This window comes from Streptomyces pseudovenezuelae (genome assembly GCF_001513955.1).
In the GTDB taxonomy this organism is placed as follows: Bacteria; Actinomycetota; Actinomycetes; order Streptomycetales; family Streptomycetaceae; genus Streptomyces; species Streptomyces pseudovenezuelae.
This window is the reverse complement of record NZ_KQ948146.1, coordinates 168,710-183,465: the sequence shown is the minus strand read 5'-3', so window position 1 is coordinate 183,465 and position 14,756 is coordinate 168,710. Positions and strand designations below refer to the sequence as shown.

The window sequence follows — 14,756 nt, the reverse complement described above, 5'->3', positions numbered from 1 at the left end:
TAGTCAGAAGTGTTGACGTTGTACCGAAATGGTCGGACTGTAATGGACATGCCGAATAAACGCGCACGTCTGCTCGTTGTTCTGGTTGTCCTCTGTGGATTCCTGACGGTCGCGGGCGTCCGGCCCGCTTCCGCCGACGCCCTCACCGACTCCCTCTCGTTCGACGACACCCCCCTCACCGTCCAGAACGGACGGTTCGTCGACGGCAACGGCCGCGAGATCGTGCTGCGTGGCTACAACGTCTCCGGCGAGACCAAGCTCGCCGAGAACAAGGGCCTGCCCTTCGCCTCGGTCGCCGACGCCAGGAAGTCGGCCACCGCGCTCAGAACCCTCGGCGGCGGCAACTCCGTGCGCTTCCTGCTCTCCTGGGCCTACGCGGAACCGGTGAAGGGCCAGGTCGACACCACCTACCTGGCGAACGCCACCGCGCAGATGCGCGCGTTCCTCGACGCGGGCATCCGGGTCTACCCCGACTTCCACCAGGACCTGTACTCCCGGTGGCTCTTCGACTCCGACAGCTGGTACACCGGCGACGGCGCCCCCAAGTGGGCGGTGGACCTGGGCAGTTACCCCGACGAGTCCTGCGGCATCTGCCTCCTGTGGGGCCAGAACATCACCCAGAACGGCGCGGTGAAGGCCGCCCAGTACGACTTCTGGCACAACAACCACGGCCTCCAGGACTCCTTCCTGGCCACCGCCCAGAAGACCATGGCGTACCTCAAGGCGAACCTCGCCGCCGAGGAGTTCGCTGGAGTGGTCGGCTTCGACCCCTACAACGAGCCCTACGCCGGCAGCTACGACTCGGGGCAGAACAGCCGCACCTGGGAACGCGACCTGCTGTGGCCCTTCTACGTGAAGTTCCGGGCCCGGATGGACGCGGCGGGCTGGACGGACAAGCCCGCCCTGGTCGAGCCGAACCTCTTCTGGAACGGCAACGTCTCCAAGGAGGAGGGCGGCCTCCTCGACGCCGGCACGCTCGGCTCCCGGTACGTCTTCAACACCCACTTCTACGACCAGAAGGCCATCTCCGGCATCCTGATGTGGGGCAACGCCTCCGACGGTCAGTACGTCGGCGACTTCGGCACGGTCCGCGACCGTGCGGCGGCGGCCGGGACGACGGCCGTGGTCAGCGAGTTCGGGCACCCGCTGAACGGCTCGACCGCGGGCAAGGCACCCACCGTCCTCAAAGCCATGTACCAGGCCCTCGACTCCCGGGTGAAGGGCGCCAACTGGTGGTCGGCGCCCGCCGGTTCGGGGCCGGTCCTCTCCGGCACGCAGTGGCAGTGGGACATCTACAACGGCCGTCACCACGAGCTGATGAACGACAACCCCGACAAGGTCATGGCCTCGGGCGACGCCTGGAACGACGAGGACCTGTCGGCCGTGAAGCTGAACGACTCGGGCACGGCGGTACTACGCCAGGACGCCCGGCTCCTCGACCGGATCTACCCGAGTGCCACCTCCGGTTCCACGGCCGCCTTCACCTACGAGGACCGCTCGCGCGACGGCTCCACGACACTGACCTGGAACCCGGTGCCGAGCGGCCTGCCGCAGGTGTCGTCGCTGGTCGGGTCGGGCCAGTACGCGGTGCTGGTGTGGCGCTCGGGCAGCGGCTCGGCGCCCACCGAACTGCATCTGCCCGCCTCCTTCCCGACCGTGACGACCACCGTCGTCTCCGACCTGGGCACGGTCTACGGCCCGCCCGCGTACAGCTCGTCGACCCCGGTCGGCGCGGCGGTCGAACCGGGCGGCACGGGCAGTCGCCGACTGCTGCTCACCGACGCGGACTCCGGCGTCCTGCACTACGCGCTGGTGACCAACGGGGCGACCTCGCCCTCCGCGTCCGCGCTCGCCGCGGCCAGGTCCGAGCTCGCGGCCTGGACGGCGCAGAAGTTCGGCTGACCCCGCGTACATCGGACAGCAGGGCCGGTACCCCCTCCCCCTGGAGGCGGTACCGGCCCTGCTGCGCCGTCCGCTCGGACCGCGCGTCGACGCGCCCGCTACGAGGACGGACTCGTCCAGTCGGCGGCCACATGCCCGAGGCGCACCCGCTGCGGATGGTCGCCGACCGGCACGGACACCGTCTTCTGCCCGGTCGCGAAGTCGATCGCGGTGACCTGGTCGGCGCCGCTCTCGGACACGACACAGCTCTTGCCGTCACCGCTGACGGTCGCCCAGTAGGGCTTCGAGGCGGGCACGAGGGGGCCCTCCTGGAGGGTGGTGCGGTTCACGACGGTCGCGTAGTCGTCCATCGTGCCCGCGACGCACAGCTTGCTGCCGTCCGGGCTCATCGACAGGCCGTGGTGGCGCGAGTCGTTGACCATGGTGGTGCGGTCGTCGCTGGTCGCCGGGTTCTTCGGCAGGGTCTTCGTACGGGTGATCTTGTCGGTGGCGAGGTCGTACTCGAAGAAGCCGTTGAAGAACGACACCTGGAAGTACAGCTTGGACTCGTCCGGCGAGAACACGGCGGGGCGGACGGCGTCGGAGTAGTCCGTGAGGCCGATCGCGTTCAGCTTGTCCCGCATGTCGATGGTCTTGACCTGCTTGTAGGTGGTCGCGTCCACCACCGTGATGTGCCGGTCGCCCTTCGTCCAGTCCAGCCAGGGCGCGTCGGAGTCGGTGTTCACGTCTCCGATCGCCATGTTGTAGATGTACTTGCCGTCCTTGGTGAAGATGTTCTCGTGCGGCTTGTCACCGGTGGCGAACGAGCCGAGCTGCTTGCCCGTGTTGATGTCCAGCACATGCACGGTGTTCGCCGTCGAGGCCGACACCGCGACCCGGGTGCCGTCGGGGGAGACCGCCATGTGGTCCGCGCGGTAACCCGACACCGGGAAGCGCCAGTTGACCTTCCCGGAGGCCAGGTCGATCGACACCACGTCCGCGAAGCTCGGCCGTGAGACGACCACCGACCTGCCGTCCGGCGTGGAGTACATGTCGTCGGCGAACTGGTCGTGGCCCTCGCCGACGCTGTTGCGGATCGCCATGAAGTAGATCCACTTGATCGGATCGGCGTTGATCGCCGCCATCCGGGCGTCCTTGTCGGGGATGACGTTGATCCGGCCGATCTTCGCCAGGTCGCCGGAGGACTTGAGGACGTCGGCGGTGCCGTCCCAGTTGTTGCCCACGAACAGCACCTCGCGCAGGGCGGCGGTGTCCGCGGCGGAGGCAACAGTCGCGGGGGCGGTGACGGTCAGGACGACGGCGGCGGCCATGGCACACAGGTGTCTGGGCTTGAGAACAGGCATGACGGGTCTCCCTCTAAGGCGGCTCATGACGGGGGCATGCCAAGACGGCGAAACTGAAGACGCGTGCTTTCAGAGTCAACTTACTGCAAAGTAAGGAAGGGGGGCCCTTCTCCACAAGACTGCGTGCACGACAAACTTGGCGCTCATACGGAAGGCCGGACACTCCGGCCCGGGTGGGAGGTGTGGTGACGGGCAGGCTCAAGGCCCCGACCGGTCGCTACGGCGGCAAGACGGCCGCGGAACGGCAGGCCGAGCGGCGCCGCCGCTTCCTGGCCGCGGCCCTCCAGCTCTTCGGGGACGCTCCCGGCTACCGCGCCACGACCGTCGCGGCCCTCAGCGAGGCCGCGGGCCTTTCCACCCGCCAGTTCTACGAGGAGTTCCGCACCCTGGAGGACGTGCTGGCCGCGCTGCATCTGGAGGTCAACGACTGGGCGACGGCGGCTGTGGTGGCCGCGGTGGCCGACGCGGACCACCTGCCGCTCGCCGAGCGCGCGGCCGCGATCTTCCGCGCGTACGCGGCGAACGTCACGTCCGATCCGCGCCGGGTGCGGATCACGTTCGTCGAGATCATCGGCGTCAGTCCGCGTCTGGAGGAACAACGGCTGGCCCGCCGGGCGCACTGGGTCGACCTGGTGTGCGCCGAGGCGAACCGGGCCGTCACGCGGGGCGAGGCGGCCCAGCGGGACTACCGGCTCGCGGCGACCGGATTCATCGGCAGCGTCAACGGGCTGCTGCACGACTGGAGCGCCGGCTGGGTGGACGCCACGCTGGACGAGGTCGTGGAGGAACTGGTGCGACAGCTGCTGGGCATCCTCCAGCCGGCGGGCTGGGAGCCGGGCCGGGGGTGAGGGGGCGGCGCTGGCCGTGCGGTGCAGGTCGGTGCGCTCAGGGTTGGTCGGGGCCGGTTGGTGCGGGTGCCGGTGCGTCTTGGCTGGTTGCCGTCATGGGGTGGAGGAGTGAGTGCTTCGCAGCCGTTGGCATCCGTGCGGCTGAGGCGTCGAACATCGACAGGGACCCGCGTCCCTGAGGGGACGGACGGCGTGGTCAGTGGCGTCGTAGTCGGTGCACCGCTTCCACCACGGGTGTCACGCCGTCCTCCGCCCGGATGTGTGCGCCCAGCGCCCGCGCCCGCTCCCGATGGCCGGAGTCCTGCGTCGCCCGGAGCAGCGCCTGCTCCAGTGCCTCGGCGGTCAGGTGTCGCAGGGGCAGGGCGCGCGGGGCCACGCCCAGGGTGACCAGCCGGGCCGCCCAGAAGCTCTCGTCGAACTGGATCGGTACCGGAACGGCCGGTACCCCCGCGCGCAGGCCCGCCGCCGTCGTGCCCGCGCCCGCGTGGTGGACCACGGCCGCCATGTGGGGAAAGAGCGCGGAGTGGGGTGTCTCGTCGATGGTGAGCATGTCGTCGCCCGTCGCCGTCAGGCCCGCCCAGCCGCGCTGGATCACACCGCGCAGCCCGGCCCGGCGCAGCGCCCGTACGATCGCGGCGCTGATGCGCGCGGGATCGGGCACGGTCGCGCTGCCCAGGCCCACGAAGACCGGGGCGGGCCCGGCTCCGAGGAAGGCCCGCAGCTCGTCGGGGAGCGGGGCGTCGCCGTCGTACGGCCACCAGTAACCCGTCACGTCGAGTCCGGAACGCCAGTCGCGGGGCCGGGCGACCACCCGGGGGCTGAAGCCGTGCAGGACCGGCCAGCCCTGCCGCTCACGGGCGCGCAGTGCCGCGGCCGGGCTCAGTGGAGGCAGGCCCAGCCGGGCCCGGAGTGGCGGGAGGGCCGCGCCGAAGAGCTGCTCCACCGCCAGGTTCAGGCCCAGCCCGGCGACCCGGTTGCCGAACGGTCCCCAGGAGCCGACGCCCAGCATGGGAGGTACGAACTCCCGCGTGGCCGCCAGGGGTTGGAGGTTGAGTCCGAGGCTGGGCAGGCCCAAGCCCTCGGCGACGGCGTGGCCCAGCGGGGCCACCGATCCGGACAGGAGCAGCGCGTCGCTCGCCCCGGCGGCCGTCACCAGGTCGTCCGCGATCCGCCCGGCCAGGGCCCGGCCCATCGCGACCACCCGCACCAGCTTGCCCACTCCGGTCGTGCTGCGGTGCAGCGCCCGTCCGCGGGAGGACTCCAGCTCCGCCCGGGGATCGAGCGGCAGCGCGTGGAAACCGATCCCGGCCCGCGTCGCCAACGGCTCGAAGCGCTCATGGGTGACCAGGGTGACCTCGTGCCCGGCCCGTGCCAGACCGTGCCCCAGCCCCGTGAACGGAGCCACGTCGCCCCGGGAACCCGCCGTCATGATCGCTACTCGCACGCCGGACAGTATGGCGCCGCGGGCGGTCGGCCCGCGCGAAAGAGCGTTGGTCTCAGGCCAGTTCACCCGTGTCACATCCGTTGACTTCACCCTCCGGTGGCTCTAGCTTCAGCGCGCACGATGTTCGAATCACCGGTCCAAGTTCGATATATCGACCAAGGTGCTGGTGTTCCCCCCACTGAAGGAGCCGCATGTACCCCCCGCCGCGAACGACCCGCACGGGTCTCGCCGAACGACTCCGAGCCACGGCCGTCCGCGCTCTGGTCCTCGCCCTGACCGCCTGCGCCGCGCTGCTCTTCGCCCAGCCGGCCCCCGCGCAGGCCGCGACCGGCCGACAGATACCGGTGCCCTCCGCGCCCATGGGCTGGGCCTCCTGGAACAGCTTCGCCGCGAAGATCGACTACAGCGTGATCAAGGCGCAGGTCGACGCGTTCGTCGCGTCCGGGCTTCCGGCGGCGGGATACAAGTACATCAACATCGACGAGGGCTGGTGGCAGGGCACGCGCGACAGCGCCGGGAACATCACCGTCGACCAGTCCGAGTGGCCCGGCGGCATGAAGGCCATCGCCGACTACATCCACGGCAAGGGACTCAAGGCCGGCATCTACACGGACGCGGGCAAGGACGGCTGCGGCTACTACTACCCGACGGGCCGCCCCGCCGCCCCCGGCTCCGGCAGCGAGGGCCACTACGACCAGGACATGCTGCAGTTCTCCCAGTGGGGCTTCGACTTCGTGAAGGTCGACTGGTGCGGCGGTGACGCGGAGGGACTCGACGCGAAGACGACGTACCAGTCGATCAGCGACGCGATCACCAGGGCCACCGCCGCCACGGGCCGCCCGATGACCCTGTCGCTGTGCAACTGGGGACGGCAGAACCCGTGGAACTGGGCGCCGGGGCAGGGCGCGATGTGGCGGACCAACGACGACATCATCCTCTACGGCAACAAGCCGTCGATGACGAACCTGTTGACCAACTACGACCGCAACCTCCACCCCACCGCCCAGCACACCGGCTACTACAACGACCCGGACATGCTGATGGTCGGCATGGACGGCTTCACGGCCGCCCAGAACCGCACCCACATGAACCTGTGGGCCGTCTCCGGAGCCCCGCTCCTGGCCGGCAACAACCTGGCCACCATGACCACCGGGACCGCGACCATCCTCAAGAACCCCGAGGTCATCGCCGTCGACCAGGACCCGCGCGGCCTCCAGGGCGTCAAGGTCGCCGAGGACACCACCGGGCTCCAGGTCTACGGCAAGGTCCTGTCCGGCACCGGCAACCGTGCCGTCGTCCTCCTCAACCGCACCTCCGCCGCCCAGAACATCACCGTCCGCTGGTCCGACCTCGGCCTCACCAGCGCGAGCGCGACCGTCCGTGACCTGTGGGCGCGTTCCGACACCGGCTCGTACGGCACCGGCTACACCACCGGTGTCCCGGCGGGTGGCTCGGTGATGCTCACGGTCACCGGCGGCACCGAGGCCGCGAGCAGCACCTATGCCGGCACGTCGAGCTTCACCGGAGTGGTCGCAGGAAACACCGGGATCAAGACCGTCGACGTCGCCTACACCAACAACACCTCGGCGGCCCGCACCGCGACCCTCAAGGTCAACGGCCAGGGCGCGACCACCGTGTCCTTCCCGCCCACCGGCTCCTCCCAGGGCACCGTCTCGGTCCAGGTGGCCCTGTCCAAGGGCTCCTCGAACACGCTGACCTTCACGGGCGCCCCGACGCTCGCCGACATCACGGTCCACCCGCTGCCCGGCACCGACAGCACCCTCGCCGTCGGCACCCAGTCCGGCCGCTGCCTGGACGTCTACGACAACACCATCGGCAACGGCACCCAGGCCGAACTGTGGGACTGCAACGGCGGCCAGAACCAGCAGTGGACGTACACCTCCCGCAAGGAACTCGTGGTGTACGGCAACAAGTGCCTGGACGCCTACAACCTCGGCACGACCAACGGCACCAAGGTCGTGATCTGGGACTGCAACGGCCAGAACAACCAGAAGTGGAACGTCAACAGCGACGGCACGATCACCAACGTCAACGCCGGTCTCTGCCTGGACGCCTACAACGCGGGCACCGCCAACGGCACCCAGACGGTGCTGTGGTCGTGCAACGGCCAGGCCAACCAGAAGTGGACACTGAGCTGACCCAGCGCCAGTCACGATCGGCGTGCGGCGAGCATGCCGCGAAGGTCCAGGTCGGTCGGATCGTGATCTGGACCTTCGGCACCTTTCTCGTTACTCGTCCCAGGCCTGGATCATGGTCTGTTCGACGATCTTGCCGTCCCGGAGCGTCAGCATCGACTCGGACAGGACGCGGACCCCGTCGGAGTACCGGCAGGACTCGCTGAAGGCGACGCGGTCACCGTCCATGACGCACTGTTCCAGCTTGTGCGTCATGTCGCGGCTGTAGACGTCGTCGAGCATCGCGCTGATCTCGTCCCTGCCGTGCAGCACTGTGGGATGGCTGGGCTGACTGTTGCGGTCCACGACGCGTATCTCGGCGTCGTCCGCGTAGAGCGACAGAAGATTCGCCGCAGAGTTTCCTTCGATGACGCTGCGCAGGGTTTCGGTGGTGAAGCCGGAGCTTGCCGCGGTGCCCATGGTGACCTCCTTCGAGGGCCGCGGCCCGACGAGGAGCGGACCGCGCAGGCCCTGTTTCTTCGAGACTCCTCCGCCCGGGCGGCCACGGCAAGCGCAGGCCGGGCGCTCCGCCTGACGGGTGAGGGGGCGCGGCCGGCCGTGTCCGGGAGGGGCCCGCCCCCGTTGCTGACAACATGATCTCAACTCGACGCATCGTCGCCGCCGTCGGTCTCGCCGTCGGCGTCACCGGCCTCACCGCCCCCCTCGCGAACGCGGCCGACGCGGCCGCCCCGGACGCCGGGCAGCTCAACCCGATCGCGGTGATCGACTCGCTCGCGATGAGTGACATCCCCGCGGAGCACAGGGACGAGATCCCGCCGGTCTCCCGGCAGCTGGCCGGCCTCAACCGGGTCAACGACCTGAACCAGCTGGGCCAGGTGACCGGCCTCGTCGCCCCCGTCACCGGCCTGGTGCCGGCCGTCCACTGACCCACCCGTACAAGAACCGAGGGCCGCCCGGATCACCGGGCGGCCCTCGACGCATGCCCCCTCACGTGTCCAGGAAGTGGACCGCGGGCCGGGGATGCATCAGGAAGTCGTGGTGCGCGATGTTCCACGCGTAGGCGCCGGCCGGCGAGAACAGCACCCGGTCACCCGCGCGCAGGCCGGGCGCGGGCACCCGGCGGGCCAGCACGTCCTTCGGGGTGCACAGCTGTCCGACCAGGGTGATCCGCTCACCTGCGGCGGCAGGCAGATGACGGGTGCCGCCCCGGACGGCGGCGGTGGTGCGCTCACCCTGCGGTGGCCAGGAATTGTGTGGCCGCGAGTTCCGCGTACAACGGGTCCCCGGCGACCAGCTCCCTGTGCGTCCCCACTGCCCGAACGCGTCCCGCGTCCATGACCACGATCCGGTCGGCCATCGTCACCGTGGACAGCCGGTGCGCGACGACCAGCACCGTGGTCGTCCGGGCGACGTCCGCCACCGTGTCCCGCAGGGCCGCCTCGTTGACCGCGTCCAGCTGGGACGTGGCCTCGTCCAGCAGCAACAGCCGGGGCCGCCGCAGCAGAGCCCGGGCGATCGCCACCCGCTGGCGCTCCCCGCCCGACAGCTTGGTACCCCGATGCCCGACCAGCGTCTCCAGCCCGCTCGGCAGCTTGGCCACCAGACCGTCGAGCCGGGTCGTCTTCAGCACGCGCGTCACCGCGCCCTCGTCCGCCTCCGGGTTGCCGAGCAGCAGATTCTCCCGCAGCGACCCCGACAGGGCGGGAGCGTCCTGCTCCACGTACCCGATCGCGGACCGGAGTTGCGGCAGCTCCCACTCCGCGAGGTCCCGCCCGTCCACCGTCACGACCCCGGCCTCGGGGTCGTAGAACCGCTCGATCAGCGAGAACACCGTCGTCTTCCCCGCCCCCGACGGCCCGACGAACGCCGTCATCCCCCGAGCGGGCACATCGAAGGTCACCCCGTGATGGACGTAGGGCAGATCGTCGGCATAGCGGAACCGGACGTCCGAGAAGGCGACGGAAGCCGGTGCGGCCCCGTCGGCGGGCAACGGGGCGGGCAGCGCCGCCGGTTCGGCGGGCAGGTGCAGGGCCTCCTGGATACGGGCCAGCGCCGCCGCCCCTGTCTGGTACTGCGTGACCGCCCCGACGACCTGCTGGATCGGCGACATCAGATAGAAGACATAGAGCAGGAACGCCACCAGCGTGCCGACCTCGATGGCACCGGTGGCGACCCGCGCGCCGCCCACCGCGAGCACCGTGATGAACGCGATCTGCATCGCGAGCCCCGCCGTGTTGCCCGCGGCTGCCGCCCACTTGGCGGCCCGCACGCTCTGCCGCCACGACTCCTCGGCCGCCGCGTGCAGCGTCCGCTCCTCGCGGTGCTCGGCGCCGGACGCCTTCACTGTGCGCAGCGCCCCGAGGATGCGCTCCAGTGCGGCGCCCATCACGCCGACGGCGTCCTGCGCCTGCCGGCTCGCCCGGTTGATGCGCGGCACGATCACCCCGAGGACCGTGCCCGCGACCACGATCACCGCCAGCGTGACGCCCAGCAGCACCGGGTCGACCAGCCCCATCATCACCACGGTCGCCACCAGCGTGAGCCCGCCGGTCCCGAGACCCACGAGCGAGTCGGTGGTGACCTCGCGCAGCAGCGTGGTGTCCGAGGTGATCCTGGCCATCAGGTCGCCGGGCTCGGTGCGGTCGACGGCCGTGATGCGCAGGCGCAGCAGATACGACGACAGCGCGCGCCGCGCACCGAGCACCACCGACTCCGCGGTGCGCCGCAGCACGTACGAACCCAGCCCGCCCAACGCCGCGTTGGCGATCACCAGTCCCGACATGACGAACAACGCGCCGGTGATCGTACGGTCGTGGGAGAGGTCGTCGATCAACTCCCGTGCCACCAGGGGCAGCAGCAGACCGGTGGCTCCCGTCAGGAGCGACAGCAGGGCACCGGTGAGGAGGGTCCACCGGTGGGGCCGTACGTATCCGAGGAGCAGCCGCCAGGTCGGCGGCGCGGTCTCCGTCTCGGTGCTGCTCACGGTGCTCCTCGGGTCCCGACGGCGTGCGGAGCCTTCAGGCTACGTCGGCGCTCCCTCGCGGGGCTCGCGGGTTCGGGGCGCCGTCGGGGTCAGCGGGGGCGAGCGCGGCCAGGGTCGTGTCGAGGTCGGCGGCCCGTGACCGGTTGTGCGGCAGCCTGCCCAGCAGGGCGGCCATGCCACAGGTGTTGGTGAGCGCGGAGAAGACCAGTCCGCCCGCGACGGCCGCGGAGAGCAACTGCCAGGCGGGGTACAGGAGTCCGAGCCCGAGCCCGGCCAGGACCAGGCTGCCCGCGGTGAAGCGGACCTGGCGTTCCATGGCCCAGTCGGTACGGGCGCCCGCGGCCGGCCGGTCGAGCCGCCGCCCGGCCGCCGCCCAGCTCTGGGTGCCGCCGGTCAGGGTGAGGGCCCGGATGCCGTGCCCGGCGAGGACCTGGCACGCGTTCAGCGAACGGGCCCCGGAGGCGCAGACGACGAGCAGTTCGCCGCGCACCTCCCGCAGTGCGGGCAGGGCGCGTCCGAGCTGGTCCAGGGGGATGTTGAGCGCGCCGGGCAGATGTCCGGAGGCGTACTCGCCCGGGGTCCGGACATCGACGACGGTCAGTTCGTCCAGGCGGGCGCCCGCCTGCGAGACGTCGAGAGCGGTGGGGGGCATGTCGTACGTGATCCTTCCTGAGAGGCTGGTGACAGCCGGTGGTGACCCCGAGGAGGTAAAATACCCCCAAGGGTATGTAGAGGAGTGATGGTGGAGCTTCAGTTCGAGGGCGATGAGCTCAAGTCGGTGCTGAACCGGCTGCGCCGGGCGCAGGGTCAGATCTCCGGAGTGATCAAGATGATCGAGGAGGGCCGGGACTGCGAGGACGTGGTCACGCAGCTCGCCGCGGCCTCCCGCGCCCTCGACCGGGCCGGTTTCGCGATCATCGCGACGGGGCTTCAGCAGTGTCTGACCGATCCCGAGGGGAACCGGGTCGACGGCGAGACGACGGAGCAGATGAAGGCCCGGCTGGAAAAGCTGTTCCTGTCCCTGGCGTGACCGTCACAGGACGGCGTCCGCCAGCATGAACGCGGCCACGGCCAGGAGCGCCACGGCGAACGTCCGCTGGAGCGCGCCGGCCGACACCTTGGCGGCCAGACGCCTGCCGTCCCACGCGCCGAGCACCGCGGTCCCCGCGAACGGGGCGACGGCAGCCCAGTCGACGTCCACGGTCGTGCCCGCCCGGGCCGCCAGCGCGGCGAGGGAGTTGACCGTGATGACCAGCAGGCTGGTTCCGACGGCGGCCCTCATGCGCAGCCCTACGACGTTCACCAGGGCCGGTACGGCGAGGAATCCGCCGCCCACGCCCAGGACGCCGGTCACCGCGCCGAGCCCCGCCCCGGTTCGGGCGACGCGCCCCGTACGCACCGGCGCCTCGTCCGGCCGTACGGCCGCCGGGGGCCGGAGCATCCGGACGGCGGCGAGGGCGGCGACCACGGCGAAGGCTCCCGTGAGCACGCCGGAGGGCAGCTGTCCGGACACCGCCCCGCCGATCGCCGCGGGCACCAGTCCGGCCGCTGCGAACAGAACACCCTCGCGCCAGCGCACCGCGCCCCCGCGGGCGTGGGTGACCAGCGCGGTCACGGAGGTGAGGGTGACGACGACCAGTCCGGCGGTGGTGGCCGCGGCCGGACTGAACCCGAGCAGGTAGATCAACGCGGGTACGGCGAGCATGCTGCCGCCACCGCCGAGCGCCCCGAGCGCCAGCCCGGTGAGACCGCCGGCGAGCAGAGCGAGGACGAGGGCGCTCACGCGGGACGGGCGGCGGTGTCGACCGCGGCTCGGGTGGCCGGGGTGCGGCGTGCCACGGCGCCCGACGCGGGGGCGCGGCCCTCGGCACCCGGGGAGCCGTCCGCCGCTTGGGCGGGGGTGTGGCCCGGAGTGCTCGTCTCGGCGGGTGCGGTGGGGGTTTGGCTTGGCGCCGCGGTCTTGGCGGGTTCGGTGGCGGTGTCGCCCGGCGCCCTGGTCACGCCAGGTCCGGTGGCGGTGTCGCTCTCCGCTCCGGTCACTTCAGGCTCGGCGCGGACATCGTCGGGCACACCGCTGCCTCCGGCTTCCGCGGCGGTGTCGCCGGACCCACCGTCCACGTCAGGCTCGGTGACGGCTGAACCATCCCCTGCGGATCCGGCTCGCGCAGGAGTCGGGTCGGCGCCCGTCACCGTAGGCCCCGAGCCTGGGCAGGCGGCGCCTGTCACCTCGGGCCCTGAGCTTGAGCAGGCGCCGTCCGTCACCGCAGGCCCCGGGACCGGGCCGGCGGCGCCCGTCACCGCCGCCCCCGACCCTTGGCAGGCGGCACTCGTCCCCGTTGGCCCCGCGCCCGAGGACGCGGCACTCTCCACCGGGAGTCCCGCCCGTGTCCAGGCCTCCATCCCGCCCAGGACGTCCACCGCGTCCGCGCCCCGCGCCGTGAGCAGTTCGGCCGCGGCACGGGACCGCTTCCCGGAGCGGCAGATCGCGATCACCGGGCGGTTCTCCGCGGCCCGGGGCAGCCGCCCGCCCGACCTCAGCTCCGACAGGGGAGCGTGCACGGCGCCGGGCGCATGTCCCGCCTCCCATTCCTCCTGCTCACGGACGTCCAGGAGGACGGCCTCGGCCTCGGCCCCCGTCCGCTCGTGCGCCTGTTCCGCCGTGATTCTCGCCATCGGGAGCCCGGCCGTGGCCGCCGACGCGAACCCGTCGTCCACGGCGACCACGTCACGCCCCGCCGCGTCGAGGATCGAGGCGCCCACGGCGGCCCGCATCCCACCGGCGCAGTGCACCCACACCGTGCCGTCGGGTATCTCCGCCAGCCGCTCCCGCAGCCGGTGCAAGGGAATGTGCACCGAGCCCCTGAGGTGTCCGGCCGACCGCTCCGAGTCCCGCCGCACATCCAGCACGACGACCCCGTGGGACCCCTGAGCGGCCAGGTCGGCGAACGTGGCACGCGGGAACGAGCGCGGCACATCCCCGTCCCGTACCCACTCGGCGGGCGAGCCGGTCGCCGCCGCGGCGGGCCGGTCGATGCCGACACGGACCAGTTCCCGCTGGGCGTCGGCGAGTTGGGCCGGTGTGGCGGCCAGCAGCGTGACCGGCCTGCCCCACGGCACCAGCCAGGCCAGATAGGTCGCGAGCTGCCCCTCGGCCTCGAAGTTGAACGTCCCGGCGACATGCCCCTCGGCGAACGCGCGCCGGTCCCGCAGGTCCACCACCCACTCGCCGGCCGCCAGCCGCGCCGCGATCTCCTCGCGGCCCGCGCGGCGAGGCGGGGTCAGATCCACCGGGCCGGGGCCCTGCGCGTTCACCGGGCCCATGTGCGCGTAGTACGCGGGCACGTCGTCCAGGCCCGCGAGCAGGTCGGCGACGAACGTATCGATGTCCTTCACCAGCGCCTCGTTCGAACGGCGCTCGCGCCCGATGGTCGTCGTCGCCCCGCCCTCCGCCTGCCCGGCGGAACAGAAACTGCCGAACCCGTGGGTGGGCAGCACCTCCGTCTCGTCGGGCAGCTCCGCGGCCAGCCGGTGCGCCGAGTCGTACTGCGCCCGCGCCAGCCGCCCGGTCAGCCCCGGTTCCACGAGGTCGGGCCGCCCCACCGTGCCGATCAGCAGCGAGCCGCCGGTGAAGACGACCGCCGCCCGCCCGGCCTCCTCCAGGGCGTACGACGTGTGGTGCGGGGTGTGACCCGGTGTGGCCAGGGCCCGCAGCGCCAGCCCGTCCTCGATCTCCGTCACGTCCCCGTCGGCGACCGGTGTCCGCTCGAACGCGACCAGCGCCCCGGCCGGCACCAGATAGGCGGCCCCCGTGATCCGCGCCAGCTCCAGGCCGCCGGTCACGTAGTCGTTGTGGACATGCGTCTCGGCGACGTGGGTGATCCGCACCCCGCGCCGGGCCGCGGCCGCGATCACCCGGTCCACGTCCCGCGGCGGATCCACCACCACGGCGCTGCGGGCGCCGCCCGCCAGGTAGCCGCGGTTGCCGAGCCCCGGCACCTCGATGGTGTCGACGAAGTGCACGACAACACTCCTCTCCTCGCGAAAGCCCGGGGTGGAGTACCCCCGGGGGTATGCATTCCA

Annotated in this window: 11 protein-coding genes and 3 pseudogenes; 5 read left to right on the top strand and 9 right to left on the bottom strand. The window is 71.6% G+C overall.

From position 1 onward, the window contains the following. The first annotated feature begins 42 nt into the window (after positions 1 to 42). Positions 43 to 1,902 (top strand): cellulase family glycosylhydrolase, encoded by a 1,860-nt coding sequence (locus tag AQI94_RS12980; protein WP_031046546.1) that lies wholly within the window; start codon positions 43 to 45, stop codon positions 1,900 to 1,902. Between the two features lie 98 nt (positions 1,903 to 2,000). Here the strand turns inward: AQI94_RS12980 and AQI94_RS12975 are convergent, their stop codons facing one another. Then, positions 2,001 to 3,245 (bottom strand): YncE family protein, encoded by a 1,245-nt coding sequence (locus tag AQI94_RS12975; protein ID WP_031046548.1) that lies wholly within the window; start codon positions 3,243 to 3,245, stop codon positions 2,001 to 2,003. Between the two features lie 185 nt (positions 3,246 to 3,430). On the opposite strand from AQI94_RS12975, the gene AQI94_RS12970 reads away from it, so the two are divergent. Then, positions 3,431 to 4,093, top strand: coding sequence for a TetR/AcrR family transcriptional regulator (locus tag AQI94_RS12970; RefSeq protein WP_031046552.1), 663 nt, complete (start codon positions 3,431 to 3,433; stop codon positions 4,091 to 4,093). A 196-nt stretch (positions 4,094 to 4,289) separates the two neighbouring features. Here the strand turns inward: AQI94_RS12970 and AQI94_RS12965 are convergent, their stop codons facing one another. After that, positions 4,290 to 5,522: a glycosyltransferase gene (locus AQI94_RS12965; RefSeq protein ID WP_031046556.1), complete on the bottom strand. Its 1,233-nt coding sequence runs from the start codon at positions 5,520 to 5,522 to the stop codon at positions 4,290 to 4,292. A 206-nt stretch (positions 5,523 to 5,728) separates the two neighbouring features. Here AQI94_RS12965 and AQI94_RS12960 point away from each other — a divergent pair, with 206 nt between their 5' ends. Continuing rightward, positions 5,729 to 7,696: a ricin-type beta-trefoil lectin domain protein gene (locus AQI94_RS12960; RefSeq protein ID WP_031046559.1), complete on the top strand. Its 1,968-nt coding sequence runs from the start codon at positions 5,729 to 5,731 to the stop codon at positions 7,694 to 7,696. Positions 7,697 to 7,786: 90 nt separating this feature from the next. On the opposite strand, the gene AQI94_RS12955 is transcribed toward AQI94_RS12960, so the two are convergent. Beyond that, positions 7,787 to 8,152, bottom strand: a complete 366-nt coding sequence (locus AQI94_RS12955; protein WP_031046562.1) for a nuclear transport factor 2 family protein — start codon at positions 8,150 to 8,152, stop codon at positions 7,787 to 7,789. Between the two features lie 173 nt (positions 8,153 to 8,325). On the opposite strand from AQI94_RS12955, the gene AQI94_RS12950 reads away from it, so the two are divergent. Then, entirely contained in the window at positions 8,326 to 8,619 is a 294-nt protein-coding gene (locus AQI94_RS12950; protein WP_031046565.1) for a hypothetical protein, read from the top strand. Positions 8,620 to 8,680: 61 nt separating this feature from the next. On the opposite strand, the pseudogene AQI94_RS42740 reads toward AQI94_RS12950, so the two are convergent. The 3 genes and pseudogenes from AQI94_RS42740 to AQI94_RS12940 form a co-directional block, all read right to left on the bottom strand. Next, positions 8,681 to 8,911 (bottom strand): annotated as a pseudogene (locus tag AQI94_RS42740) (type III PLP-dependent enzyme); the annotation flags it as partial. A 10-nt stretch (positions 8,912 to 8,921) separates the two neighbouring features. Beyond that, entirely contained in the window at positions 8,922 to 10,676 is a 1,755-nt protein-coding gene (locus tag AQI94_RS12945) for an ABC transporter ATP-binding protein (protein ID WP_031046569.1), read from the bottom strand. 34 nt (positions 10,677 to 10,710) lie between these two features. Next, positions 10,711 to 11,328 (bottom strand): rhodanese-like domain-containing protein, encoded by a 618-nt coding sequence (locus AQI94_RS12940; protein ID WP_079062539.1) that lies wholly within the window; start codon positions 11,326 to 11,328, stop codon positions 10,711 to 10,713. A 90-nt stretch (positions 11,329 to 11,418) separates the two neighbouring features. Here AQI94_RS12940 and AQI94_RS12935 point away from each other — a divergent pair, with 90 nt between their 5' ends. After that, on the top strand, positions 11,419 to 11,706 hold the full coding sequence (locus tag AQI94_RS12935) for a metal-sensitive transcriptional regulator (protein WP_028807630.1): 288 nt from the start codon (positions 11,419 to 11,421) through the stop codon (positions 11,704 to 11,706). A 3-nt stretch (positions 11,707 to 11,709) separates the two neighbouring features. Here the strand turns inward: AQI94_RS12935 and AQI94_RS12930 are convergent, their stop codons facing one another. The 3 genes and pseudogenes from AQI94_RS12930 to AQI94_RS12925 all read right to left on the bottom strand — a co-directional run. Next, complete coding sequence (locus AQI94_RS12930; RefSeq protein WP_031054136.1) at positions 11,710 to 12,459, bottom strand: sulfite exporter TauE/SafE family protein; 750 nt, start codon at positions 12,457 to 12,459, stop codon at positions 11,710 to 11,712. Then, positions 12,456 to 13,274, bottom strand: a pseudogene (locus tag AQI94_RS45560) (rhodanese-like domain-containing protein); the annotation flags it as partial. The pseudogene AQI94_RS45560 and the gene AQI94_RS12930, both read right to left, overlap by 4 nt. Before the next feature lie 72 nt (positions 13,275 to 13,346). Continuing rightward, positions 13,347 to 14,696: pseudogene (locus AQI94_RS12925) on the bottom strand (MBL fold metallo-hydrolase); the annotation flags it as partial. Positions 14,697 to 14,756 lie beyond the last annotated feature (60 nt).

Excerpts from the sequence above, each read along its gene's own strand:
- AQI94_RS12960 (WP_031046559.1), top strand. The coding sequence starts at position 5,729 with ATGTACCCCCCGCCGCGAACGACCCGCACGGGTCTCGCCGAACGACTC.
- AQI94_RS12975 (WP_031046548.1), bottom strand. The coding sequence starts at position 3,245 with ATGCCTGTTCTCAAGCCCAGACACCTGTGTGCCATGGCCGCCGCCGTC.
- AQI94_RS12980 (WP_031046546.1), top strand. The coding sequence starts at position 43 with ATGGACATGCCGAATAAACGCGCACGTCTGCTCGTTGTTCTGGTTGTC.
- AQI94_RS12965 (WP_031046556.1), bottom strand. The coding sequence starts at position 5,522 with ATGACGGCGGGTTCCCGGGGCGACGTGGCTCCGTTCACGGGGCTGGGG.
- AQI94_RS12950 (WP_031046565.1), top strand. The coding sequence starts at position 8,326 with ATGATCTCAACTCGACGCATCGTCGCCGCCGTCGGTCTCGCCGTCGGC.
- AQI94_RS12940 (WP_079062539.1), bottom strand. The coding sequence starts at position 11,328 with ATGCCCCCCACCGCTCTCGACGTCTCGCAGGCGGGCGCCCGCCTGGAC.
- AQI94_RS12955 (WP_031046562.1), bottom strand. The coding sequence starts at position 8,152 with ATGGGCACCGCGGCAAGCTCCGGCTTCACCACCGAAACCCTGCGCAGC.